This is a genomic window from Pseudonocardia sp. D17, assembly GCF_036984265.1.
Lineage (GTDB): Bacteria > Actinomycetota > Actinomycetes > Mycobacteriales > Pseudonocardiaceae > Pseudonocardia > Pseudonocardia benzenivorans.
In genome coordinates, this window is the sequence record NZ_BPRG01000168.1 from 51781 (window position 1) to 74176 (window position 22396).

The window sequence follows — 22396 nt, forward strand, 5'->3', positions numbered from 1 at the left end:
CCGACAGGACAATGGACCCCTCCCGAAGTACCGGCGGCGCCGTCGGGCGTCGTCCCCGTAGCTCCCCCGGCGGTCCTCGATGACCGTCCTCTCGATCCTCCTCGGCGTCGTCGTGGTCGTCGTCATCACCGCCGCGACCGGCTGGTTCGTCGCCCAGGAGTTCGCCTACACCGCAGTCGACCGGGCCCGGCTGCGCGCCAGGGCCGCCGACGGCGACACCGGTGCCGACCGGGCGCTGGCCATCACCCGCCGCACGTCGTTCGTGCTCTCCGGCGCCCAGCTGGGCATCACCGTCACCGGCCTGCTCGTCGGCTACGTCGCCGAGCCGATGATCGGCGACGGCATCGGTGAGCTGCTCGGTGGCGCCGGCGTCCCGCCGGGTGTCGGCTTCGCCCTCGGCACGGTCCTCGCGCTGCTGTTCGCGACGGTCGTGCAGATGGTGTTCGGCGAGCTGTTCCCCAAGAACCTCGCGATCGCCCGGCCCGAGCCGGTCGCCCGCCGCCTCGCGCTGTCGACGCGCATCTACCTGACCGTCTTCGGCCGGCTCATCGCGTTGTTCGACAAGGCCGCCGAGCTGCTGCTGCGCGCGTTGCGCATCGAGCCGGTGCACGACGTCGAGCACGCCGCGACGCCGCGCGACCTCGAGGCGATCATCGACGAGTCGCGCGACAGCGGCACGCTGCCCGTCGAGCTGTCCGCGCTGCTCGACCGCGTCCTCGACTTCGGCGACCGCACCGCGCGGGCGGCGATGATCCCGCGCCCCCGGGTCACGACGGTCCAGGCGGACGCGACCGTCGCCGACCTGGTCGCGACGATGGCGTCCGGGCACTCGCGGCTGCCCGTGCTGCGCGGGGACCCCGACGACGTCGCCGGCGTCGTCTGCCTGCGCGACGTCCTCGCGCTGGAGGCCACCGGCCGCGACGCCGCGACGGTGCGCGTCGCCGACGTCATGCGCCCGCCGTTGCTGGTCCCCGCGTCGCTCCCGCTGCCCGCCGTCCTCGCCCAGCTCCGCGACGCCGACGAGGAGTTCGCCTGCGTGCTCGACGAGTACGGCGGCCTCGCGGGTGTGGTGACCGTCGAGGACGTCGCCGAGGAGCTCGTCGGGGAGATCACCGACGAGCACGATCCCGCCGGCCTCGACGCCTCCGTCGCCGCCGACGACGGCTGGACCGTCCCCGGGTCGCTGCACGTCGACGAGGTCGAGCGGCTGGTCGACCACCCGCTGCCCGACGGCGACCACCAGACGGTGGGCGGGCTCGTCGTGAGCGCGCTGCAGCGGCTGCCCGAGGTCGGCGACGCCGTCACCGTCGTGCTGCCGCACCGGCCGGGCGCGGAGGAGGACGACCCCGTGGTGCTGCTGCACGCCGAGGTGCTGGTGGTGGAGCGCCGGGTGCCGTCGCGGGTCCGGCTGCGCCTGGCCGCGGCTCCCCGTGACGCGTCGACCGCGACGGTGGCCCGATGAGCGCGTGGGTGATCGTCGTGTCGGTGGCGCTCGTGGCGCTGTCGGCGTTCTTCGTCGCGATCGAGTTCGCGCTGGTCGCGGCGCGGCGCTACCGGCTGGAGGAGGCCGCGGAGACGTCGGCCTCCGCGCGGGCCGCGCTGCGCAGCGCACGCGACCTGTCGTTGCTGCTGGCGGGCTCGCAGCTGGGCATCACGCTCTGCACGCTGGCCCTCGGCGCGGTGACCAAGCCGGCACTCGACGCCGCGCTGGAGCCGGTCCTGACCGGTTGGGGGCTACCCGGGGCGACGGCCGGGGTGGTGTCGTTCGTGCTGTCGCTGATCGTCGTGACGTTCGTGCACCTCGTTGTCGGGGAGATGGCGCCGAAGTCGTGGGCCATCGCCCACCCCGAGCGGTCGGCGACCCTGCTGGCGCTGCCGATGCGCGGGTTCATGTGGCTGACCCGGCCGATCCTGGTGGTGCTCAACGGCATGGCGAACCGGTGCCTGCGCGCCGTCGGCGTGGATCCCGTCGACGAGATGGGCGCCGGGCGCGACCCGGCCGACCTGCGCGAGCTCGTCACGCACTCCGCGCGGGCGGGCGCGCTGGACGCCGAGCGTCGCGACCAGCTCGTCACGGCACTGGAGCTGCACCGCACGCCGCTGCGGGCGCTCGTGCGGCTCGACCCGGCCGGGGTCGCCGCGGACGACGACGCCGCCCGCATCCGTGCGGTGTCGCGGGAGAGCGGGCACCTGCGGCTGGTCGTCCGTGACGGGGACGTGCCGATCGGCGTCGTGCACGTCCGCGACGCGCTGGCCGCCGCCCCCGGCGCGACCGCGCGCGGCCTGATGCGCCCCGTGCTCACGCTGCCCGGCGACGTCACGGCGCACGCCGCGCTGGGCACGATGCGCGAGCGGCGGGCGCACCTCGCGCTGGTGTCCACCGACGGCCGGTTCGGCCTGGTCACGATGCGCGACATCGTCGACAGGCTGTTCCCGGCCGAGCAGGCGGCGGGCTGACCCGGCGGCCCGGCACGTGCCGGGCCGCCGGTGGCGTCAGCAGCCGAGCAGGCGCGCCGCGAGGTAGGATTCGACCTGGTCGAGCGCGATCCGCTCCTGCGACATGGTGTCGCGCTCGCGGATCGTCACCGCCTGGTCGGTGAGGGTGTCGAAGTCGACGGTGATGCAGAAGGGCGTGCCGATCTCGTCCTGGCGGCGGTAGCGACGGCCGATGGCGCCCGCGTCGTCGAACTCCACGTTCCAGTTCCTGCGCAGGGCCGCCGCGAGGTCGCGCGCCTTGGGCGACAGGTCGGCGTTGCGCGACAGCGGGAGCACCGCCGCCTTGACCGGCGCGAGCCTGCGATCGAGCCGCAGGACGACGCGCTTGTCGACGCCGCCCTTCGCGTTCGGCGCCTCGTCCTCGGTGTAGGCCTCGATGAGGAAGGCCATCATCGAGCGGCCGACACCCGCCGCAGGCTCGATGACGTACGGGCGGTACCGGGTGCCGGACGCCTGGTCGTAGAACGACAGGTCGACGCCCGAGTGGTTCGAGTGCGTCGTCAGGTCGAAGTCCGTGCGGTTCGCGATGCCCTCGAGCTCGCCCCACTCCTGGCCGGTGAACTCGAAGCGGTACTCGATGTCGACGGTGCGCTTCGAGTAGTGGGAGAGCTTCTCCTTCGGGTGCTCGTAGTGCCGCAGGTTCTCCCGGGCGATGCCCAGGTCGGTGTACCAGCGGGTGCGCTCGTCGATCCAGTACTGGTGCAGCTCCTCGTCGGTGCCCGGCTCGACGAAGTACTCCATCTCCATCTGCTCGAACTCGCGCGTGCGGAAGATGAAGTTGCCGGGGGTGATCTCGTTGCGGAAGCTCTTGCCCATCTGGCCGATGCCGAAGGGCGGCTTCTTGCGCGAGGTCGTCTGCACGTTGAGGAAGTTGACGAAGATGCCCTGCGCGGTCTCCGGGCGCAGGTAGTGCAGGCCCTCGTCGGTCTTCACCGGCCCGAGGTGCGTCTCGAGCATCATGTTGAAGTCCTGCGGCGGGGTGTACTGGCCGCGGGTGCCGCAGTTCGGGCACGGGACGTCGGACAGGTCGTCCTCGGAGGCGGTCTTGCCCGTCCGCTCGACGTACTCCTCCGCCAGCTGGTCGGCCCGGAAGCGCTTGTGGCAGCTCAGGCACTCGACCAGCGGGTCGTTGAACACCCCGACGTGGCCGGACGCGACCCACACCTGGCGCGGCAGGATCACCGAGCTGTCGAGGCCGACGACGTCCTCGCGGCCGGTGACCATCGTGCGCCACCACTGGCGCTTGATGTTCTCCTTGAGCTCGACACCCAGCGGCCCGTAGTCCCACGCCGAGCGGGTACCGCCGTAGATCTCGCCGGAGGCGAAGACGAATCCGCGGCGCTTCGCGAGCGCGACGATGGTCTCGATCTTGGCGGAGGTCGGCTTGCTGGCCACAGCTGGTATCTCCAGGAAGAGTCCCGAAACGGAAGTCCACAGCCTAGCCAGGCGCCGCCCGCCGCTCCCGGCACCCCTTCCCCCGCCGGCGGGCGCGGCGCGCGTCTTGTCCCGGCGTCGCGCGGATCGTGCGGTCGGCGCACGCCCAGCAGCCCGCGCGGCGGCCGCACAACTCGCGCGGCAGGCGGCACCGCCCCGGGTCAGGAGATGCCGAGAGCAGCGCGCAGGCGCGCCGCGACCGCGTCGAAGTCGGCCAGGTCGGCCCACGTCCACCGCACGACCCGCAGCCCGACCGCACGCAGGGCGTCCTCACGGCGCTTCTCCGCCCAGACGACGGCGGCGGCGTCGTCCCGCGAGCCGCGCGTGTACTTCACGCGACCGTCGAACTCGCCGACGACACGACGGGCGGGCCACCCGAAGTCGACCCTGCCGATCAGCCGACCGCCCCCACGGACCTCCCACTGCAACTCCGGCCTCGGCAGGCCGTGGCGGCGCAGCGCCACCCGGCTGCGCGACTCGCCCACGCTCTCGGCCCGTCCGTCCGCGAACTCGACCACGCGGCCCGCGGCCGTCGCACCGCACCGGTGCCGTGCCCGTCGACGCGCGTGGGCCAGGGACGCGGGCGCGACGAGACCCGCGCGGAGGGCGGCATCCGCCACGGCCACGGCCTGCTCGAACGGCTCGGTCCGGGCGATGTCGACGACGGTCCGGGCGACGGTCGTGGCGTGGCAGCCGGCGAGCAGCTCCGTCTCGTCGTCGGCGAGGCCGGTGCCGTGCAGGTGCAGGCGGGCGGACCGGCGAACCGAGCCGGGGGACGCGCGCGTGAGATGCACCCTGTCGAGGGGCACGTCCCACACCGGCAGACCGTGCAGCACGGCGGCCGACACGTGGCTCGCGGCGACGGGAATCCGCAACCGCGCGAGCGCCGCGCGGACCTCCAGGGCGTGTCTCGCCGCCCGGTCGATCCCCTCGGCCTCGGCGGCCGGGAGGTAGGCGCCCCGCGCGATCCGCACGAGCTCGCCCTTGGCACACCACCGGGCGAGCTCGTCGTCCGACACGCCTGCGGCCAGCAGGGCGGACCGGCTGGTCAGTCCGTGAACGTCCACACCTGCGACGGTGCCGCCGCCGGAGCTCCCCGGCCACCCCGACCACCGTCCCCTGTGGACAACTGCGCGGAGCCCACACCCGTCCCCAACCGCACCCGGCCCCCCTTGACAACCCCGCGCGCCCTTCCCGGCCACCGCGCGGCTCGTTCGTTCGCCGCTGCACCTGCAGGACGCGCCGCGTCCCCACAACCCGTGTGTATCGACACTCGCTTATATAAGGCGTGACTGTTAGAGTTCGGGGCGTGCACGCGTTCGACGTCCTCGGCGACCCGGTCCGGCGGCGCATCCTCGAGCTCATCGCCGACGGCGAGCGCAGCGCCGGGGAGGTCACCGCCACGGTGCGGGAGGAGTTCGGCATCTCCCAGCCGGCGGTGTCGCAGCACCTGAAGGTGTTGCGGGAGAACGGGTTCGCGAGCGTGCGGCCCGTCGGCACCCGCCGGCTCTACGCGGTGCGGCCCGAGGCGCTGCAGGAGGTCGACGTGTGGCTCGAACGTTTCCGCCGGTTCTGGACCCCTCACCTCGACGCGCTGGCGACCGAGATCGCCCGCGGCAGACGCGAACGGAGACAGCAGTGAACGACACGACGGACGTCCGACACGAGGTCAGCGCGGTGCGGCGCGCGATCGGCAGCAGGACGTTGGAGGCGGGCGAGGCCCGGGTCCTCACGATCAGCCGCGTCTACCCGACGACGCCTGCCGACCTGTGGGACGCCTGCACCGACATCGAGCGCATCCCCCGCTGGTTCCTGCCGATCAGCGGCGAGCTGAAGGTCGGCGGGAGCTACCAGCTCGAGGGCAACGCCAACGGCACGGTCGAGCGGTGCGACGCGCCGAACTCCTTCGCCGCGACCTGGGAGTTCGGCGGCGAGGTCAGCTGGATCGAGGTCGCGGTCACCGCGGAGGGCGACGGACACGCGCGGCTGACCATCGACCACATCGCCCACGTCGACGACGAGCGCTGGGCGATGTTCGGGCCCGGGGCGGTCGGCCTGGGCTGGGACCTGGGGCTCTACGGCCTCGGACTGCACATCGCCTCGGGCGAGCGCGTCGATCCCGAGGCCGCGCAGGCGTGGACGACCTCGCCGGAGGGCGTCGCGTTCCTGACCGCGGTGAGCGACGACTGGTGCCGCGCGTCGGTCGCCGCCGGCACGCCGGAGGATCAGGCCCGCCCGGCCGCCGAGCGCGTGACGGCGTTCTACACCGGCGCGGAACCACCGGCCGAGGGCTGACCGGCCCGGGACGGGGCCGTCACGCCAGGAGGCTCTCGTGCGTGACGGCCGCGCCGCCGGCGCCGCTCACCAGGGTCTCGAAGGTCGCGGGCTCGTCGGCGAGGGCCTCGGCGAGCAGCGGGACGACGTGCTCGCGCACGGGGAACGGCGAGAGCGCGCGGCGGTAGGCGTCGACGGAGGCGAACCGCACCTGCAGCACCCAGCGCGTCGGCTCCTCGATCGCCCGGCCGAGGTCGCCCCCGAGGCAGCCGGGCGCGGCCGTGAGCAGCTCGAGGGCCGTGCGCCCGCGCGCGAGGAAGGCGCCGGCGTCGGCCGGAGGGACGTCGAAGCGGCACACCAGCAGCACGAGGTGCGAATCTAGTCCTGTCGGGGCGCCTACCATGGGGGCCGGCCCGTACTGACAGGGACGAGGAACATGTCGATCACCACCGGCTCGGCCGCGAGCGCCGACGAGCACGTCGACCACGACGAGCGGACGAGCGTCGCGCCGGCCCCCGTCCGCACCCCCGACACCCTCGCCGCGGCCGGTGACCTCCTGCGTGCGCTGGCCGCGCCGGTGCGCATCGCGATCGTGCTGCAGCTGCTGGAGTCCCCGCGCTGCGTGCACGACCTCGTCGACGCGCTGGCCGTCACCCAGCCGCTGATCAGCCAGCACCTGCGGGTGCTCAAGTCGGCGGGGGTCGTGCGCGGGTCCCGGCACGGCCGCGAGGTCGTCTACTCACTGGCCGACGACCACCTCGCCCACATCGTCGTCGACGCCGTCGCCCACGTCGAGGAGGACGCGTGACCGATCCGCGGCCCGTGGTGCGGATGCGTTCGACGCGGCAGCGGGCCGCGGTGTCCGCGCTGCTCGACGAGCTCGACGACTTCCGCTCGGCCCAGGAGATCCACGACGCGCTGCGCCGCTCCGGCGAGGGCATCGGCCTGACGACGGTCTACCGCACACTGCAGGCGCTGGCCGACAGCGGCGAGGTCGACGTGCTGCGGATGGGCGGCGGCGAGGCCGTCTACCGTCGGTGCGGCACCGGCGAGCACCACCACCACCTGGTCTGCCGGCAGTGCGGGACGGCGGTGGAGATCGACGGGCCCGACGTCGAACGCTGGGCCGACAAGCTCGCGGCCGAGCACGGGTTCACCGAGGTGAGCCACACCGTCGAGATCTTCGGCGTCTGCCGCGACTGCGCGGGGACCGCCGCCCGGCGCTGACCACGGCGGGCGGCGACGTCCGTAGGGTGGCGTCGTGCCCTTCCAGCCACCCGCCCCGCACCCGTCGGGCGCCCGGCCGCCTGCCATCCCGCCCGAGCTCGTGCCCAACCACGTCGCGCTGGTCATGGACGGCAACGGCCGCTGGGCCAACGCCCGCGGGCTCCCCAGGATCGAGGGCCACCGCCGGGGCGAGGCGTCGCTGATGGACGTCGCCCGCGGGTGCATCGACATCGGCGTGAAGTGGCTGTCCGCCTACGCGTTCTCGACGGAGAACTGGAAGCGCTCACCCGACGAGGTCCGCTTCCTGATGGGCTTCAACCGCGACGTGATCCGCCGCCGGGTCGACGAGATGCACGCGATGGGCGTGCGCGTCCGCTGGGCCGGCCGGCGCCCGCGGCTGTGGCGCAGCGTGATCCGCGAGCTCGAGGTCGCGGAGGAGAAGACCCGGCACAACGACGTCCTCACCCTGACGATGTGCGTCAACTACGGCGGGCGGGCCGAGATCGCCGACGCCGTGCGGCAGATCGCCCGGCTCGTCGCCGAGGGCAGGCTCAAGCCCGACAAGATCGACGAACGCACGATCGCCCGGTACCTCGACGAGCCGGACATGCCCGACGTCGACCTGTTCGTACGCAGCTCCGGCGAGCAGCGGACGTCGAACTTCCTGCTCTGGCAGTCCGCCTACGCGGAGATGGTCTTCCTCGACACGCTCTTCCCGGACTTCGACCGTCGCCACATCTGGGAGGCGATCGAGATCTACGCGCGGCGCGACCGCCGGTTCGGCGGGGCGGTCGACAGGTCCGAGGGGGCGGGCGCGTGACCGACATCGCCGACATGCTCGATCTCGCCCGGCGGGCACTGGAGCGCTTCCACGAGGTGCAGGTCGACGACGACGGGGCGGTGACGTTCGTGCACGGGGCCGTGCCGTGCGTCGTGCAGGGGCTCGAGCTCGAGGAGGGCCTGCCCGTCCTCAACGTCACCTGCGTCGTGGCCTGGGACCTGTCGCTGGAGCTCGACGTGCCCACCCGCGTCGCGATGGGCGCGGGCGAGGGCCTGTTCGGGACCCCCCGCGTCGTGCGCGGGGACAACGGCTGGGACGTGACGTTGCGCTACGCCTTCCCCGTCGCGGGCCTGCAGGAGAAGCCGCTGGGGACGCTGCTGATGCTCGTCGCGGGACACGCCTCGGCCCTGCGCGCCGAGCTGGTGGACTGAGCCGCAGCCGCGGTCCTGTCGGAGCGGGCGCGCCCGCGGCAGCGCCGCGACCCGTGACGAGCAGCCGCCGGCGGCTCCTTCCTACCCGGGGACGTCCGCGAGCAGCCAGGACACCTCGACGGACAGCTGGGCGGGGTCGTCACGGTGCGGGCCGTAGACCTCCCAGCGCGACCCCGCCGGCTGCCGACCCGCTGCGCGGCACCAGGTCCCGAGGGCCCGATGGGCGGCGCCGAGCCCGGTGTAGGGCCCGCGGTGGACCGTCGTCGCGACCGGCCCGGCCGGAAGACCGGACGCCACCACCCGGCCCGACGGTAGTACTCCGCCCGGCGCCAGGACGCCGACCTCGATGTGCAGCCCGGCGACGGTGTCGCGGTAGAGCATGACGTTGCGGCAACCGCTCACGACCCCCGCGGAGCGGAGGAGGGCCCAGACCTCGTCGAGCAGCCCCGGCCACACCTCGGAGACGCGCTCCGGGCTGGTCAGCACCGCGACGACGAGCGTCGGCCTGCCCCCGACCCGCTCCTCGACGACCACTCGCCCATCGTGGCCCGTGCCGGTGCGCGGCGGAACCTGCCCGCCGCCGGTGCCGTTGGTGCGGGTCCGGGACGGCGCAGGGAGCCGCCCCGGACCCGAGTTCGCGGGTCAGGCGTCGATGTGCACGAGCGGCAGCGAGCTCAGCTGCGCGGGGTTCATCGCGGATGCCGCTGCCAGCACCTTCTGCTGGGCCTCCTGCATCCGCGCGTCGAGCAGCCCGGACAGCCCGTAGGCGATCCGGCCGAGCTGGCGGACGGCGGTGTCGTCGACGATCGGCTGGGTTGCCGACACGACGGCGACACCCGTCGGGGCGCCCGCGTTGTTCTGGGCGACGCCGACGGTGAACGTCTCGCGGGGGTTGGTGTGCCGGGAGGCGTAGTGGTCGCGGAGCTTCTTGATCAGCCCGTGGAACTCGCCGACCTGGCCGTCCATCTTCAGCTCGGCCAGATCCGCGTCCTTCAGCACCTCGGTGCGGCCGGAGAAGCACCGCACGTAGGCGACGAGCGCGCCCGTCCAGAGCGCCTCGACGACGACGGGCTCGGGGTTGTTCGCGAGCGTCGACACCAGGTGCTCACAGCACTGCAGCACGTACTGCAGGTCCTCGAAGACGGCGGCCATCTTCGTCAGCTCCGCCGACTCCGGGGTGTCCATGCGCCGTACCGACGCCGGGGCCTCCTCGGTGTCGGTCGCGCCGGTCGTCCCGTTCGTGTCGGCCACATTGCCCCCTGCTGATCGTGCACTGCACTGCGTGAGGCCGCAGGCTAACCCCGGAACCGGACAGCGGCGATCTCGATATGAGACGCCCGTCACGGCGATCTTCGGCTCGTGAGCGGCTCACAGGGGGGCGCGGCGCTCCACCAGGGGCAGTGAGCGGAGCTGGCGTTCCAGGTGCCACTGCAGGTGCGCCGCGACCAGGCCGGAGGTGTCGCGGCGGGTCGTGGGCGCCGAGGCGTCGGCGGCGTCCCAGTCGCCGTGCAGGAGCGCGTCGAGCAGCGTGAACGTCTCCGCGGAGGGCAGCACCGAGCCCGGCGGGCGGCACCGCGGGCACACCGCTCCCCCGCCGGCGACGCTGAACGCGCGGTGCGGGCCAGGCTCGGCGCACTTGGCGCACTCCGTGATCGCCGGCGCCCATCCGGCGTGGCTCATGGCGCGCAGCAGGAACGCGTCGAGGACGAGCGAGGGGTCGCGCTCGCGGCCCGCCATCGCCCGGATCGCACCGACGAGCAGCAGGTAGACCCGCAGCGCCGGCTCGCCCTCCTCGGAGACGAGCCGGTCGGCGGTCTCGAGGATCGCGCAGCCCGCCGTGTAGCGGCCGTAGTCGTCGACGATGCCGGCACCGAACGCGTCGACCGTCTCGGCCTGCGTGACGACGTCGAGGCTGCGGCCGGTGTAGCACTGCACGTCGACGTGGTTGAACGGCTCGAGCCGGGCCCCCCAGCGCGACCGGGTGCGGCGCACGCCCTTGGCGACGGCGCGCAGCTTCCCGTGCCGGCGCGTCAGCAGCGTGACGATCCGGTCGGCCTCGCCCAGCTTCTGCACGCGCAGCACCACCCCGGTGTCGCGGTACAGCCCCACCGGGCGAGCGTACGTGGCGCGCCGCGGCCCGTCGCCCACCGCGCCGCGCCCGTGTACGACGATCCTCCCGTGTCCGAACCCACGCAGTCCCGGCCCACCGAACCCGACGACGCCGAGCGCGCCCGGACGCTGCTGGCCGCGACGTCGTCGGCGCTGCTGTCGACGATCGCCCTCGACCCGCCGGGCACACCGTTCGGGTCGGTCGTCGCGCACGCGGGCGACGACGCCGGCCGCCCCCTGCTGTGCCTGTCCGACCTCGCCGAACACAGCCGCAACCTGGCCGCGGACGGCCGGGCGTCGCTGCTGGTCACCGACGTCGGCGTCGGCGATCCCCTGGACCGCGCGCGGGCGACGCTGCTGGGGGTCGTCACCCGGCTCGACGGGGCCGCGGCGGCCGCCGCGCTGGAGCGCTACCGCGCCGCGCATCCGCACGCCGGGTTCACCGGGTTCCACGACTTCCGGATGTACCGCCTGGACGTCACGGCGGTGCGGTTCGTCGGGGGCTTCGCCCGGATGAGCTGGGTCGACGCCGCCGCCTACGCCGCGGCCCGGCCCGACCCGCTGCTGGCGCACCGCGACGGGATCCTCGACCACATGAACTCCGACCATGCCGACGCGCTCGTCGACATCAGCCGGGTGCTCGGTGGGCAGCCGGACGCGGAGTCGGCGCTGATGACCGGCGTCGACCGTTACGGGTTCGACGTGCACGTCACCGGGCCCGGCGGCGCCGGCGCGACGGCGCGGATCCCGTTCGGCGCCACCGCCGACACCCCGGGCGAGGTCCGCGACGCCCTGGTCCGGATGGCCCGTCACGCGCGGCCCGTCGAGGAATAGGATCGGTGGTCCACGCCACCCGAGGAGCGCGATGTCGCAGGACCAGTCCGGAAACGACCCGACGGCGGCGTCGCGCGACGCGCACGGCTCGCCGGCGCAGGACCCGACGGCGACGCCGTGGGGCACCACGGGCGACCCGGTGAGCTTCGAGAAGAAGGCGTCGCACGACGACGCGACGACCTCGATCCCCGGCCCGGGGCCGACGCCGGGCTGGGACCCCAACGCCTACCAGAACCCGTACGGCCAGAACCCGTACGGCCAGGACCCCTACGGCGGCCCCGGGTCCGCGCAGCCCGGCTACGGCGCTCCGCAGCAGGGCTGGGACCCCAACGCGTACCCGCCCCCGGGCTACGGGCAGCAGTACCCCGGCTACGACCAGCAGGCCGCCTACGGCGCCTACCCCGCCTACCAGCAGCCGGCGTATCCCGTCCAGCCGCCGACGAACACCATGGCGATCCTGTCGCTGATCTTGGCGTTCGTCTTCCCGGTGCTCGGCCTGGTTTTCGGGTTCGTCGCGAAGAGCCAGATCCGGTCCAGCGGCGAGTCCGGGGACGGCCTCGCGATGGCCGGGATCATCATCAGCGTCGTGTTCATCGCGCTGTTCGTGCTGTTCTTCGTGTTCATCTTCGGGATCATCGGCGCGGCCGCGTCGTCGGTCCCCTACAACTGACGCGCTCGGGGCCCCGGACGACCGAGGCCCCGCGGCGTCCTCAGAAGCCGAGCTTGCGCAGCTGGCGCGGATCGCGCTGCCAGTCCTTCGCGACGGTCACGTGCAGGTCCAGGTAGACCTTCACCCCGAGCAGTGCCTCGATCTGCCGACGGGCGGCGCTGCCCACGTGCCGCAGCCGCTCCCCGCCACGCCCGATGACGATGCCCTTCTGGCTCTGCCGCTCGACGTAGATGGTGGCGTGCACGTCGAGCATCGGGGAGTCCTTCGGGCGGTCCTCGCGCTCGATCATCTCCTGCACGACGACCGCGATCGAGTGCGGCAGCTCGTCGCGCACGCCCTCGAGTGCGGCCTCCCGGACCAGCTCGGCGACGAGGATCTCCTCGGGCTCGTCGGTGAGCTCGCCGTCGGGGTAGAGCGGCGGCCCCTCGGGCAGCCGGGCCACCAGCAGGTCGGCCAGCAGCCCGACCTGGAAGCCGTCGACCGCCGAGACCGGCACGACCTCGGCGAACCCGATGTCGAGCGCCGTCAGCTCGGTGAGCCGCTCGGCGACCTGTTCCGGCTTCGCGAGGTCGGTCTTGGTGACGACGCCGAGCACCGGGGTCCGCCCGGCCACGGCCTTCATCTCGGCGGCGATGAACTCGTCACCACGGCCGACGGGCACGTCCGCGGGCACGCAGAACCCGATGACGTCGACCTCGGCCCAGGTCTCGCGGACCAGGTCGTTGAGCCGGGACCCGAGCAGGGTGCGTGGCTTGTGCAGCCCCGGGGTGTCGACCACGACGAGCTGCGCGTCGGGCCGGTGCACGATGCCGCGGATGGCGTGCCGGGTCGTCTGCGGCTTGCTCGACGTGATCGCGATCTTCTGCCCGAGCAGCGCGTTGGTCAGCGTCGACTTGCCGGCGTTGGGCCGGCCGACGAAGCAGGCGAAGCCGGAGCGGTGGTCGTCGGGCCAGGTGCCGAAGCCGGTCACGCGGCGGCCCGCCCGGTCAGCGGCCCGAGGGTCTCGCCCGTCAGGCGCTGCAGGATCTCGCGACCGATGGGCAGCGCCGCGGTCGCGGCCGGCGACGGCGCGTTGAGCACGTGCAGCACGGCACCGTCCCCGTGGCCCTGCTCGACGAACAGGAAGTCGTCGACCAGCGACCCGTCGGGCCGGACGGCCTGCGCGCGGACGCCGGCACCGGCCGGGGACAGGTCCTCGGCCCGCACCTCGGGCAGCATCCGCTGCAGCCGCCGGACCATCGCCTTCGGCGAGAGGGATCGGCGCACCTCGCCGAGGCCGTAACGCCAGTGCCTGCGGGCGAGACCGATCGTCCCGGAGTAGGCCAGCGAGCCCAGCAGCTCCTTGGGCTTCACCACACCCCACGAGTAGCCCTCCCGGGCCATCGCGAGGACGGCGTTGGGGCCGGCGTGGACGTGCCCGTCGATCCCGCGGGTGGCGTGCACGCCCAGGAACGGGAACGCCGGGTCGGGCACCGGGTAGATCAGGCCCTTGACCAGCTCGGCGGCCGACTCGGAGAAGCCTGCGTACTCGCCGCGGAACGGCACGATCCGCACGCCGGGGTCGGCACCCGCGGCCCGGGCCAGCTCGTCGCCGCGCAGGCCCGCGCAGACCACGACCTGACGGCCGAGGACGTCGCCGCCGACGGTGCGCACCACGACGTCGGACGCCCGGCGGGCGATCCCGGTGACGGCGCGGCCGGTGTGCACCTCGCCGCCCTCCTTGCCGACCAGCTCGCCGATCTTCTCCGCGATCAGCCGGAAGTCGCAGATGCCCGTCGACGGCACGTGGAGCGCGGCGAGCCCGCGCACGTGCGGCTCGTGGGTCCGCATGCCCGCCGCGTCGAGCTCGTGGGTCTCGACGCCGTTGGCCTTCCCGCGGCGGGCCAGCTCGGCCATCCGCGGCAGTTCGTCGGGCTCGGTCGCGACGACCAGCTTGCCGCTCACCCGGTGCGGCAGGTCGTGCGCGCGGCAGAAGGCGACGGTCTCCGCGCAGCCCGCGACCGCCAGCCGGGCCTTCGCCCCGCCCGGGGCGTAGTAGAGCCCGGAGTGGATCACGTTGGAGTTGCGGCCGGTCTGGTGGTCGGCCAGCCGCGGTTCGCGTTCCAGCACCACGACCGACCGGCCGGTGCGGACGACCGCGTGCGCCGTGGCCAGGCCGACGATGCCGCCGCCGACGACGACCACGTCGGCACGCGGCGTCGGCGGCAGCGCCGCGGGAGCGTTCACTCCGACGCCTCTGCCGTCCCGGCCGCTTCGGGGGCCAGCACGCGCACGACGGCGCCCGACGCGTCGGCCAGGATCACCGGCGCCGCGGGGGCGAGGTCGCGGACGGCCGCGACCGAGGCGTCGTCGACGGCGTCGGACGTGCTGACGACGGCCGCGGCCTCGAGGCCCGGCGCGCCGCTGGACACCGCTGCGGCCACGGCGGCCTGCAGCGCGGTGAGCTGCAGCGACGGCAGCCCGACGGTCGCGGCGGCGTAGGTGCGACCGTCGGTGTCGCGGACCGCGGCCCCCTCGGCGGCGCCGGTGCGCGCCCGCGACGAGCGGGCCAACGTGACGATCTTGGCGTCCTCAGGATCGAGGTCGGACATCGGTTCCTTCCCGACGGGTGGCACTTCCGCCCGTCCCGGTGCGTGCGTCGTGGGTCGGGTCGTGCCCGTTGCCGCCGGCCGCCGAGGACTCGCCGGAGCGGTCCGCGACGCCGTCGGGCAGCTCCGGTGGCGTCCCGTCGCCGGCGACGCGGTCGTCCCGGCCCGGCTCGGTCCGGCGCCGGTCCTCGCGCGACGGCGGCAGCTGCAGGGGCAGGTCGGCGTCGGGGTCGACCGGGCTGACCAGCACCGTCGTGATCCGGACCCGGCCACGCGCGTCCTTGCCGCCCTCGGCGAGCAGATGCAGCCCGGCGATCTCGGTCTCCGCCCCGGGCAACGGGACCTTGCCCAGCCGCTGCGCGAGCAGGCCGCCGACGGTGTCGACGTCGGCCGCCTCCAGCTCCAGCGTCAGCGGCGAGTTCCCGTCGTCGTCGACGCCGACGGCGAACAGCTCCCCGAAGTCCTCCACCGGCAGCCGCGCCGCCACCCGGACGCGGCGGGCGTCGAGCTCCTGCACGGGCGCGATCTCGTCGGCGTCGTACTCGTCGCTGATCTCCCCGACGATCTCCTCGAGGATGTCCTCGATCGTGACGACGCCCGCGGTGCCGCCGTACTCGTCGACGACGATCGCCATGTGGTTGCGGCTGCGCTGCATCTCCTTGAGCAGCTCGTCGACCTGCTTGCTGTCGGGGACGAACGTCGCGGGCCGCATGACGTCGACGAGTTGCGCGTCGGCGGTGCCGCGCACGCCGTGCTGTGCGGCGACCAGGTCCTTCAGGTAGGCGACGCCGATGACGTCGTCGATCCCGTCGCCGAGTACCGGGATGCGCGAGTAGCCGCTCTTGAGCGCGAGCCGCACCACCTTGTCGACGGGGGTGTCGCGGTCGGCCCACACCACGTCCGGCCGCGGGACCATGACCTCGCGGGCCAGCGTGTCGCCCAGCTCGAACACGGAGTGGATCATCTGCCGCTCGTCCTCGTCGACGACGCCGCGGGTGCTGGCCATGTCGACCAGCTCGCGCAGCTCGACCTCCGAGGAGAACGGGCCCTCGCGGAAGCCCGGCCCCGGGGTGATCGCGTTGCCGACGACGATCAGCAGCGTCGCGAGCGGCGACAGCAGGGTCGCCAGCGCGCGGATCGGGATCGCGACGATCAGCCCGACGCGGTACGGGTGCTGACGGCCCAGCGTGCGCGGGCCCACGCCGATCAGCACGTAGCTGACGACGACCATGATGACCGCGGCGAGCAGCAGGCCCAGCCACGGGGTGCCGATGCTGCGGGCCAGCGCGACCGCCAGCAGCACGGTCGCCGCGGTCTCGCAGATCAGCCGCAGCAGCAGGAGCAGGTTGACGTGGCGGGGGCGGTCGGCCACCACCCGGGAGAGCGCCCGCGCCCCCGGACGGCCCGCGCGGACGAGCGCGTCGACGCGGGCGCGCGACACCGAGCCGAGCGCGGCGTCGGCGGCGGCGAAGACACCGGCCAGCGGCACCAGCAGCACGACGATGACGATCATCGTGACGGTGCTGCTCACCCCGTCAGCCGTCCTCGAGCCCGGCGGTGCCGAGGACCCGCGCGTCGGTGCGGCGCTGGGCCTCCTCGCGGGCGACCCGCTCGCGCGCCGCCCGCCACTCCGCCAGCAACCGGTCCTGCAGGGAGAACATCTCGCGCTCCTGCTCCGGCTCCGCGTGGTCGTACCCGAGCAGGTGCAGCACGCCGTGGACGGTGAGCAGGTGCAGCTCGTCGGGCAGCCCGTGGCCGGCCTTGCGGGCCTGCTCGCGGGCGAACGCCGGGCAGAGCACGACGTCGCCGAGCAGGGCCGGGCCGATGTCGGGCGCGTCGGGACGGCGGGTCTCCTCGGCCAGCTCGTCCATCGGGAACGCCATGACGTCGGTGGGGCCCGGCTCGTCCATCCAGCGCTCGTGCAGCTCGCTCATCGCCTCCGTGGTGACGGCGGTGATGGCCAGCTCGACGGCCGGGCTGACGCCCATCGCGTCGAGCGCGAAGCGGGCCACGGACACGATCAGCGACTCGTCGACGGCGATGCCGGACTCGTTCGCGACCTCGATACTCACTCGGTTCCCCTGCGCCTGGTGCCCGGGACCGACCGTCCCGGTACTCCGAGGGTAGTCGGGGGCGCGGAAGTCCCGATCGCCGCATCCGCCGATCGGGACCGCGCCCCGGTCGGTCAGCGCCGGCCGCGGCGCCGCTGGTCGGGACCGGTGCGGGGGGCGCTGGCGAGGCCACGCCGCTCGTTGGCCGCGTCGAAGCGGGCGTAGGCGTCGACGATGTCGCTCACCAGCCGGTGCCGCACCACGTCGGTGCTGGTCAGCTGGGCGAAGTGCACGTCCTCGACGCCGTCGAGGATGTCGCGCACGACCTGCAGCCCGGAGCGGGTGCCGCCCGGCAGGTCGATCTGCGTGACGTCGCCGGTCACGACGATCTTCGAGCCGAACCCCAGCCGCGTCAGGAACATCTTCATCTGTTCCGGCGTGGTGTTCTGCGCCTCGTCGAGGATGATGAACGCGTCGTTCAGCGTGCGCCCGCGCATGTAGGCCAGCGGCGCGACCTCGATCGTCCCGGCGGCCATCAGCTTGGGGATGGACTCCGGGTCGATCATGTCGTGCAACGCGTCGTACAGCGGGCGCAGGTACGGGTCGATCTTCTCGTAGAGCGTGCCCGGCAGGTACCCGAGCCGCTCCCCCGCCTCGACGGCCGGCCGGGTCAGGATGATCCGGTTGACGACCTTGGCCTGCAGCGCCTGCACCGCCTTGGCCATCGCCAGGTACGTCTTGCCCGTACCGGCGGGGCCGATGCCGAAGACGATCGTGTGCGAGTCGATCGCGTCGACGTAGCGCTTCTGGTTCAGCGTCTTCGGCCGGATCGTCTTGCCCCGCCGCGACAGGATGTCGAGGCTCAGCACCTCCGCGGGCGACTCGCCCATCCGCTCCCGGTCGGCCGCGTTCTCGTCGGACAACATCTCGACGGTGCGCCGGACCGTGTCCTTGCCGACCTGCTGGCCGCGCTGGGCCAGCGTCACCAGCTCGGTGAACACACGCTCGGCGAACGCCACGTCGGCCGGCTCGCCGGACAGCGTGAGCTCGTTGCCCCGGACGTGGACGTCGGCGTCGAGGAGCTCCTCGGCGGCGCGCAGGCTCTCGTCGCGCGAGCCCAGCAGGGCCAGCAGCGCGGTGTCCGGCAGAGCCATCCTGGACTGGACTGCGTTCGGCTCGGTTCCGGTCAAGTCTCGTGCCGCCTGCTCTCTGCTCGCCCCGCCTCGGCGGGTCCTCTGCTCCACGGCCGCCGGACGACGCTCCCCGGCGCCGCCCCTGCGACGCCGCCGCTGCCCGGCGACGAGGCGATGCTACCGCCGGGCACCGACAGTCCGCCGTGCGATTACGGGCCGCGCGGCGAGCGGTCGGGCACTACCGGAGCAGCTTGGAGACCTCGCGGAACCGGGGATGGTGGGAGTCGCGCATCCACTCGAACAGGACCATCTCGGTGGTCACGACCTCGGCGCCGTGCTCACGCGCCCGCTCCAGCGCCGCCGCCCGGTCGCTCGGCCGCCGCGACCCGACCGCGTCGGCGACCAGCACCACCCGCACGTCGCGCTCCCGCAGCGCGATCACCGTCTGCAGCACGCAGACGTGCGCCTCGGCACCCGCCACGACGACCTCGTCGCGGCCGGGGGGCAACAGCATGTCGAAGCCCGGCTCGGCGACCGCGGAGAACGCGGTCTTGGGCATCACGAGCTGCGGGAACGCCGCCAGCTCCGGCACCGTGGGGCCGAGCCCCTGCGGGTACTGCTCGGTCGCCGCGACGGGCACGTCGAGCAGGTCGGCGGCCTCGGCGAGCAGCGCGGCGCGCCCGACGACCGCCTGCCCGTCGTCGATCGCGGGCATCAGCCGCTCCTGCAGGTCGACGAGCAGCAGGATGGACCGGGACGCGGTGACCAGCACCCGGCAACCCTAACGGCCGACCCGGCCGCGGGGGCCGCCCGAGGCCCCGAGCCCGCCGCACCCTCACGGTCCTGAATCCGCGTCGGGACAGCGGTGAGGTCGCGCTCGAGGGGTCAGTGCCCGCGGAACGCCTCCGCGAGCCACCACGAGCCGCCGTCCGAGGCGATCTTCGCGTCGACGAGCAGGGGCCTGGCGCGAGGGCCCGCGACCCACGCGCGGACGCCGTCGAGGTCGCCGGGCGCCCGGACCGTCACCGCGTCGAAGCCGTAGCCGCGACCGATCGCGGCGATGTCGGTCTCCGGGAAGACGACGGTGGCCAGGTCGTCGCCGTGCGGGCCGAAGTGGTGGACCTCGGCGCCGTAACCACGGTCGTCGTAGACCACGACCACCATCGCCAGCCCGAGCCGCGCGACGGTCTCCAGCTCGGCGGCGGCCATCAGCGCGCCGCCGTCGCCGAGCGCGGCGACCACGAGCCGGTCGGGTCGCGCGAGCGCCGCGCCGATCCCGGTGAACAACCCGAGGCCGATCGACTGGAAGCCCTGCGTGAAGCAGAACCCCGCCTCGTCGGGAACGTCGAGGTAGGCGGCGGGGTAGCCCATGAAGTTGCCCGAGTCGACGGTGACGGTGCGCTCGGCGGGCAGCACGTCGTCGAGCAGCGTGGAGAGCACGCGCGGGTCGATGCCCTCGGGACCGGTGAGGTCGGGCGGATCCAGCGGCACGTCGCGCCAGCGGCCCTCGGCCGCGATCCGGGCCCGCACCTCGGTGGTGCGGTAGCCGGGGCGGTCGGCGCCGTCGAGCGCGACGGCGACGTCGGCGGCGGTCGCCGCCACGTCGCCCAGGACCCCCAGGTCGACGGGGCGATGCGCACCGAGCGCGTCGGCGTCGAGATCGACCTGCACGACGGTGGCGTCGGCGCCGATCAGCGCGCCGTGCCGCATCGTCCACATGGTGAGGGCGCAGCCCCACCCCACGACGACGTCGGCGGCCGAGATCAGCTCGGCCGCGAGCGGGGTGGCGAACCCGCCCGAGATGCCCAGCGCCCACGGATCGCCGGTGAACAGGCCCGACGCGACCGCCGACGTGGCGAGCAGCGCCCCGCAGCGCTGGGCGAGCGCGGCGAGCTGCGGGCCGGCCGCCCGCGCCCCGCGGCCGGCGACGAAGACCGGGCGCCGGGCGCCGGCGAGGACCGCCGCGAGCGCGGACACCGCCTCCGCGGCCGGGCGCGGCGGCGGGAGCGGGACGACCTCGGGAACCTGCAGGTCGGCGAGCGTGCCCAGGTCGGGCACGGTGCCGGCCTGCACGTCGAGCGGCAGGTTGAGCACGACGGTGCGGCGCTGCTCGACGGCCGTCCGGTACGCCCGGACGGTGTCGGCGAGCGCACTGCCCGGACTGTGCACCCGCTCCGCGACGGCCCCGACGGCCGTGACGAGCGCGTCCTGGTCGATGCGGAAGTTCGACCGGACGGCGGCGCCGCCGGTGTCGGCCGCGAGCACCAGCATCGGGGTGCGGCTCTTCGCGGCCTCGGTGATGCCCGTCATCGCGTTGGTGAGACCGCAGCCCTGGTGCACCGACAGGGCGGCGGGCACGCCCGTGGTGCGCGAGTACGCGTCGGCCGCCGTGGCCGCGCCCGCCTCGTGCCGGGTCGCGGTGAACGGCACGCCCGCGGCGCGCAGCGCGTTGGTGACGTGGAAGTTGCCGCTGCCGATGACGCCGAAGGCGTGCCCGACCCCGAGCCGGCCCAGCACCGTGCCGACGAGCTCGGCGACGGTGACGGTCATCTCTCCACCAGCGCCAGCACCCTGGCCGGGCTGCCCGAGCCCGTGACGATCGGGAGCGGGCCGGCTACCAGCACCGCACCCATCGGCGGCAGGGTGGCCAGGTTCTGCAGCTGGGTGAGCCCGTACTTGCCCGCGCCGAGCAGGAACGAGTGGCACGGGAACGGCGGCTCGAAGCCGTGCGCGGCCCCCGCGTCGGTCCCGACGGTCTCCACGCCGACCCCCAGCAGCGCCGTCTCCTCGGCCAGCCAGCGCGCGCAGGCCACCGACATCCCGGGGGTGTGCGGACCCGTCTCGTCGGCGTTGAGGAACGCGGCGGCGTCCTCGGCGCGGGCGTCCCAGCCGGTGCGGTAGAGCAGCCATCCCCCGTCGGGCAGCGGGCCGTGCTCGGCCGTCCAGGCCTGCACGTGCTCGACCTCGAGCAGGAAGTCGGGATCCGCGGCGGCCCGCGCCGAGAAGTCGAGCACGACCGCCGGCGCGACCAGCTTGTGCGCCGGGACCTGCGAGACGTCCTCGCCCTCGCGGCCGGTGACCCAGTGGACGGGCGCGTCGAAGTGCGTGCCGGTGTGCTCACCGGTGTGGATGTCGTTCCAGTACCAGGCCGGGCCGCGCTCGTCGTACCGGCTGATCTCCGACAGCGAGAACGGGATCGTGTTCGCGAACGGGGGCGGCAGCTGCAGCACCGGCGTCCCCGGGTGCAGCGGCGCCGTCAGGTCGACGACCTCGATCCGCCTCTCGCGCAGCGCGGCGAGCAGGTCCTGCAGCACGGCCATGAGCTGTCCCGTCTGCCGCGCGCGGTCGGGCGCCGCCGCGGCGCCGCCCACGCTATGACGATGATCGTGTCGCGCGGAACCCCCGCCCGCGGCGCCTGTGGACAACTCGCCGGACCGCCACCGGACCGTCAGGAACAGAGCCGTTCGACCGCCGCCGCGCACTCGCCCCACGCCGCGGTCGACGGGTCGATCACCGCGAAGTGGTCGACGCCGGGCAGCACCACGAGCTCCACGGGGTCACCCGCGGTCCGCGCCGCGGCGGCGTAGCGCTCGCTCTGCCGCAGGGGGACGTTGACGTCCTCGTCGCCGTGCACGCACACCACCGGCACCCCCACGGGCAGCCGGGCCGCGGGCGAGGCCAGGGCGTAACGGTCGGGGACGTCGTCGGGGCCGCCGCCGAGCAGGTCGTCCACCGCGCCGCTGCCGACCTCCCGGCGGGCCGCGTCCTCGAGGTCCAGGACCCCCGCCTGGCTGACCGCGCCACGCAGCCGGACGCGCGGCCCGGCTCCCGGCGCGCCCGCCGGCAGCCCGGGGCGCGCGGCCAGCCACGCCGCGAGGTGCCCGCCCGCGGAGTGGCCGAGCGCGACGACGCGCTCGAGGTCGATCCGCCCCGCCGCCACGGCGCCGCCGTCGCTGCCCGTCAGGTCGCCGAGCAGGTCCACGGCCGCGGCGAGGTCCTCGAAGGTGGCGGGCCAGCCACCGCCCAGCCCGACCCTGCGGTACTCGACGTTCCACGCCGCGAACCCGGCCGAGGCCAGCGTCGTCGCGAGCGGACGGCCGAGCGCGAGGTCGTAGCGGGCGCGCCAGAACCCGCCGTGGACGACGACGACCGTGCCGCGCACGTCGACGCCGTCGGGCGGCAGGCTGAGCTCGCCGAACTGGGACGGGTCGCTGCCGTAGGCCAACCGGATGGGTGTGCTCACACGGAGATCATCGCCGGTCGGCGGGAGGCCGGGCGGACGGGGATGCCACGCCGCGATGAATGTGGGGGGACACCCACCGCGGCGTGGCGCCGCCGGACGAGGGGACTCTCCGGCGGGCCCGACGG

26 protein-coding genes are annotated in these 22396 nt (G+C 74.3%); 10 read left to right on the top strand and 16 right to left on the bottom strand.

Annotation, left to right across the window (positions count from 1 at the left end; translation table 11 throughout):
* Nucleotides 1–79: 79 nt before the first annotated feature.
* A complete protein-coding gene (locus tag PSD17_RS23920; RefSeq protein WP_103382370.1) occupies nucleotides 80–1462 on the top strand; it encodes a hemolysin family protein in 1383 nt (460 codons plus the stop codon).
* The gene (locus tag PSD17_RS23925) at nucleotides 1459–2457 is read left to right on the top strand and encodes a hemolysin family protein (protein WP_339124605.1); all 999 of its coding nucleotides are present in this window, start codon (nucleotides 1459–1461) and stop codon (nucleotides 2455–2457) included. Before PSD17_RS23920 ends, PSD17_RS23925 begins: the two co-directional genes overlap by 4 nt.
* A 36-nt stretch (nucleotides 2458–2493) precedes the next feature.
* On the opposite strand, the gene PSD17_RS23930 is transcribed toward PSD17_RS23925, so the two are convergent.
* Nucleotides 2494–3891 (bottom strand): glycine--tRNA ligase, encoded by a 1398-nt coding sequence (locus PSD17_RS23930; protein WP_013676537.1) that lies wholly within the window; start codon nucleotides 3889–3891, stop codon nucleotides 2494–2496.
* A gap of 200 nt (nucleotides 3892–4091) precedes the next feature.
* Nucleotides 4092–4997 (bottom strand): type IV toxin-antitoxin system AbiEi family antitoxin domain-containing protein, encoded by a 906-nt coding sequence (locus PSD17_RS23935; protein WP_339124606.1) that lies wholly within the window; start codon nucleotides 4995–4997, stop codon nucleotides 4092–4094.
* Nucleotides 4998–5239: 242 nt separating this feature from the next.
* Between PSD17_RS23935 and PSD17_RS23940 the strand changes: the two genes are divergently transcribed.
* Nucleotides 5240–5572, top strand: a complete 333-nt coding sequence (locus tag PSD17_RS23940; protein WP_013676538.1) for an ArsR/SmtB family transcription factor — start codon at nucleotides 5240–5242, stop codon at nucleotides 5570–5572.
* A complete protein-coding gene (locus PSD17_RS23945; protein ID WP_339124608.1) occupies nucleotides 5569–6225 on the top strand; it encodes an SRPBCC family protein in 657 nt (218 codons plus the stop codon). Before PSD17_RS23940 ends, PSD17_RS23945 begins: the two co-directional genes overlap by 4 nt.
* Before the next feature lie 19 nt (nucleotides 6226–6244).
* On the opposite strand, the gene PSD17_RS23950 is transcribed toward PSD17_RS23945, so the two are convergent.
* Nucleotides 6245–6571 (bottom strand): antibiotic biosynthesis monooxygenase family protein, encoded by a 327-nt coding sequence (locus PSD17_RS23950; protein ID WP_041759959.1) that lies wholly within the window; start codon nucleotides 6569–6571, stop codon nucleotides 6245–6247.
* Nucleotides 6572–6640: 69 nt separating this feature from the next.
* On the opposite strand from PSD17_RS23950, the gene PSD17_RS23955 reads away from it, so the two are divergent.
* The 4 genes from PSD17_RS23955 to PSD17_RS23970 are packed head-to-tail and all read left to right on the top strand — an operon-like array spanning nucleotide 6641 to nucleotide 8643.
* On the top strand, nucleotides 6641–7012 hold the full coding sequence (locus tag PSD17_RS23955; RefSeq protein WP_013676541.1) for an ArsR/SmtB family transcription factor: 372 nt from the start codon (nucleotides 6641–6643) through the stop codon (nucleotides 7010–7012).
* Nucleotides 7009–7431, top strand: a complete 423-nt coding sequence (locus PSD17_RS23960) for a Fur family transcriptional regulator (RefSeq protein ID WP_379652992.1) — start codon at nucleotides 7009–7011, stop codon at nucleotides 7429–7431. The genes PSD17_RS23955 and PSD17_RS23960 overlap by 4 nt, the downstream gene beginning before the upstream one ends.
* A 34-nt stretch (nucleotides 7432–7465) precedes the next feature.
* Complete coding sequence (locus tag PSD17_RS23965; protein WP_013676543.1) at nucleotides 7466–8251, top strand: isoprenyl transferase; 786 nt, start codon at nucleotides 7466–7468, stop codon at nucleotides 8249–8251.
* Nucleotides 8248–8643, top strand: a complete 396-nt coding sequence (locus PSD17_RS23970) for a hypothetical protein (protein ID WP_013676544.1) — start codon at nucleotides 8248–8250, stop codon at nucleotides 8641–8643. The genes PSD17_RS23965 and PSD17_RS23970 overlap by 4 nt, the downstream gene beginning before the upstream one ends.
* A gap of 81 nt (nucleotides 8644–8724) precedes the next feature.
* Here PSD17_RS23970 and PSD17_RS23975 read toward each other — a convergent pair whose 3' ends face one another.
* The 3 genes from PSD17_RS23975 to recO form a co-directional block, all read right to left on the bottom strand.
* Nucleotides 8725–9177: a GyrI-like domain-containing protein gene (locus PSD17_RS23975; RefSeq protein WP_339124610.1), complete on the bottom strand. Its 453-nt coding sequence runs from the start codon at nucleotides 9175–9177 to the stop codon at nucleotides 8725–8727.
* A 108-nt stretch (nucleotides 9178–9285) separates the two neighbouring features.
* The gene (locus PSD17_RS23980; protein WP_013676546.1) at nucleotides 9286–9894 is read right to left on the bottom strand and encodes a hypothetical protein; all 609 of its coding nucleotides are present in this window, start codon (nucleotides 9892–9894) and stop codon (nucleotides 9286–9288) included.
* Between the two features lie 117 nt (nucleotides 9895–10011).
* A complete protein-coding gene (gene recO, locus PSD17_RS23985) occupies nucleotides 10012–10752 on the bottom strand; it encodes a DNA repair protein RecO (RefSeq protein WP_013676547.1) in 741 nt (246 codons plus the stop codon).
* Between the two features lie 69 nt (nucleotides 10753–10821).
* Between recO and PSD17_RS23990 the strand changes: the two genes are divergently transcribed.
* Nucleotides 10822–11586: a HugZ family pyridoxamine 5'-phosphate oxidase gene (locus PSD17_RS23990; RefSeq protein WP_013676548.1), complete on the top strand. Its 765-nt coding sequence runs from the start codon at nucleotides 10822–10824 to the stop codon at nucleotides 11584–11586.
* Between the two features lie 31 nt (nucleotides 11587–11617).
* Entirely contained in the window at nucleotides 11618–12256 is a 639-nt protein-coding gene (locus PSD17_RS23995; RefSeq protein WP_339124613.1) for a DUF4190 domain-containing protein, read from the top strand.
* A 40-nt stretch (nucleotides 12257–12296) separates the two neighbouring features.
* On the opposite strand, the gene era is transcribed toward PSD17_RS23995, so the two are convergent.
* The 10 genes from era to PSD17_RS24045 form a co-directional block, all read right to left on the bottom strand.
* Nucleotides 12297–13226, bottom strand: a complete 930-nt coding sequence (gene era, locus PSD17_RS24000; RefSeq protein WP_339124614.1) for a GTPase Era — start codon at nucleotides 13224–13226, stop codon at nucleotides 12297–12299.
* Nucleotides 13223–14482 (bottom strand): L-2-hydroxyglutarate oxidase, encoded by a 1260-nt coding sequence (gene lhgO / locus PSD17_RS24005; protein WP_013676551.1) that lies wholly within the window; start codon nucleotides 14480–14482, stop codon nucleotides 13223–13225. Before lhgO ends, era begins: the two co-directional genes overlap by 4 nt.
* Nucleotides 14479–14847, bottom strand: coding sequence for a hypothetical protein (locus PSD17_RS24010; protein ID WP_013676552.1), 369 nt, complete (start codon nucleotides 14845–14847; stop codon nucleotides 14479–14481). The genes lhgO and PSD17_RS24010 overlap by 4 nt, the downstream gene beginning before the upstream one ends.
* Complete coding sequence (locus tag PSD17_RS24015; protein ID WP_379652993.1) at nucleotides 14828–16375, bottom strand: hemolysin family protein; 1548 nt, start codon at nucleotides 16373–16375, stop codon at nucleotides 14828–14830. Before PSD17_RS24015 ends, PSD17_RS24010 begins: the two co-directional genes overlap by 20 nt.
* Before the next feature lie 4 nt (nucleotides 16376–16379).
* Nucleotides 16380–16916 carry an rRNA maturation RNase YbeY gene (gene ybeY / locus PSD17_RS24020; protein WP_103382379.1) on the bottom strand — a complete coding sequence of 179 codons (537 nt, stop codon included), beginning with the start codon at nucleotides 16914–16916 and terminating at the stop codon, nucleotides 16380–16382.
* A gap of 113 nt (nucleotides 16917–17029) precedes the next feature.
* Nucleotides 17030–18049: a PhoH family protein gene (locus PSD17_RS24025; protein WP_103382380.1), complete on the bottom strand. Its 1020-nt coding sequence runs from the start codon at nucleotides 18047–18049 to the stop codon at nucleotides 17030–17032.
* A gap of 217 nt (nucleotides 18050–18266) precedes the next feature.
* Nucleotides 18267–18800 carry an isochorismatase family protein gene (locus tag PSD17_RS24030; protein ID WP_339124615.1) on the bottom strand — a complete coding sequence of 178 codons (534 nt, stop codon included), beginning with the start codon at nucleotides 18798–18800 and terminating at the stop codon, nucleotides 18267–18269.
* Between the two features lie 113 nt (nucleotides 18801–18913).
* Nucleotides 18914–20578 (bottom strand): thiamine pyrophosphate-binding protein, encoded by a 1665-nt coding sequence (locus PSD17_RS24035; protein ID WP_103382382.1) that lies wholly within the window; start codon nucleotides 20576–20578, stop codon nucleotides 18914–18916.
* Nucleotides 20575–21348 carry a cyclase family protein gene (locus PSD17_RS24040; protein ID WP_339124700.1) on the bottom strand — a complete coding sequence of 258 codons (774 nt, stop codon included), beginning with the start codon at nucleotides 21346–21348 and terminating at the stop codon, nucleotides 20575–20577. Before PSD17_RS24040 ends, PSD17_RS24035 begins: the two co-directional genes overlap by 4 nt.
* Nucleotides 21349–21476: 128 nt before the next feature.
* Nucleotides 21477–22271 carry an alpha/beta hydrolase family protein gene (locus PSD17_RS24045; protein ID WP_339124617.1) on the bottom strand — a complete coding sequence of 265 codons (795 nt, stop codon included), beginning with the start codon at nucleotides 22269–22271 and terminating at the stop codon, nucleotides 21477–21479.
* Nucleotides 22272–22396: the final 125 nt, after the last annotated feature.

What these genes read in the sequence shown, in the direction of transcription:
- PSD17_RS23925 (WP_339124605.1), top strand. Translation starts at nt 1,459, where the DNA reads ATGAGCGCGTGGGTGATCGTCGTGTCGGTGGCGCTCGTGGCGCTGTCG.
- PSD17_RS23920 (WP_103382370.1), top strand. Translation starts at nt 80, where the DNA reads ATGACCGTCCTCTCGATCCTCCTCGGCGTCGTCGTGGTCGTCGTCATC.
- PSD17_RS23995 (WP_339124613.1), top strand. Translation starts at nt 11,618, where the DNA reads ATGTCGCAGGACCAGTCCGGAAACGACCCGACGGCGGCGTCGCGCGAC.
- PSD17_RS24025 (WP_103382380.1), bottom strand. Translation starts at nt 18,049, where the DNA reads ATGGCTCTGCCGGACACCGCGCTGCTGGCCCTGCTGGGCTCGCGCGAC.
- PSD17_RS24035 (WP_103382382.1), bottom strand. Translation starts at nt 20,578, where the DNA reads ATGACCGTCACCGTCGCCGAGCTCGTCGGCACGGTGCTGGGCCGGCTC.
- PSD17_RS24040 (WP_339124700.1), bottom strand. Translation starts at nt 21,348, where the DNA reads ATGGCCGTGCTGCAGGACCTGCTCGCCGCGCTGCGCGAGAGGCGGATC.
- PSD17_RS24010 (WP_013676552.1), bottom strand. Translation starts at nt 14,847, where the DNA reads ATGTCCGACCTCGATCCTGAGGACGCCAAGATCGTCACGTTGGCCCGC.
- PSD17_RS23955 (WP_013676541.1), top strand. Translation starts at nt 6,641, where the DNA reads ATGTCGATCACCACCGGCTCGGCCGCGAGCGCCGACGAGCACGTCGAC.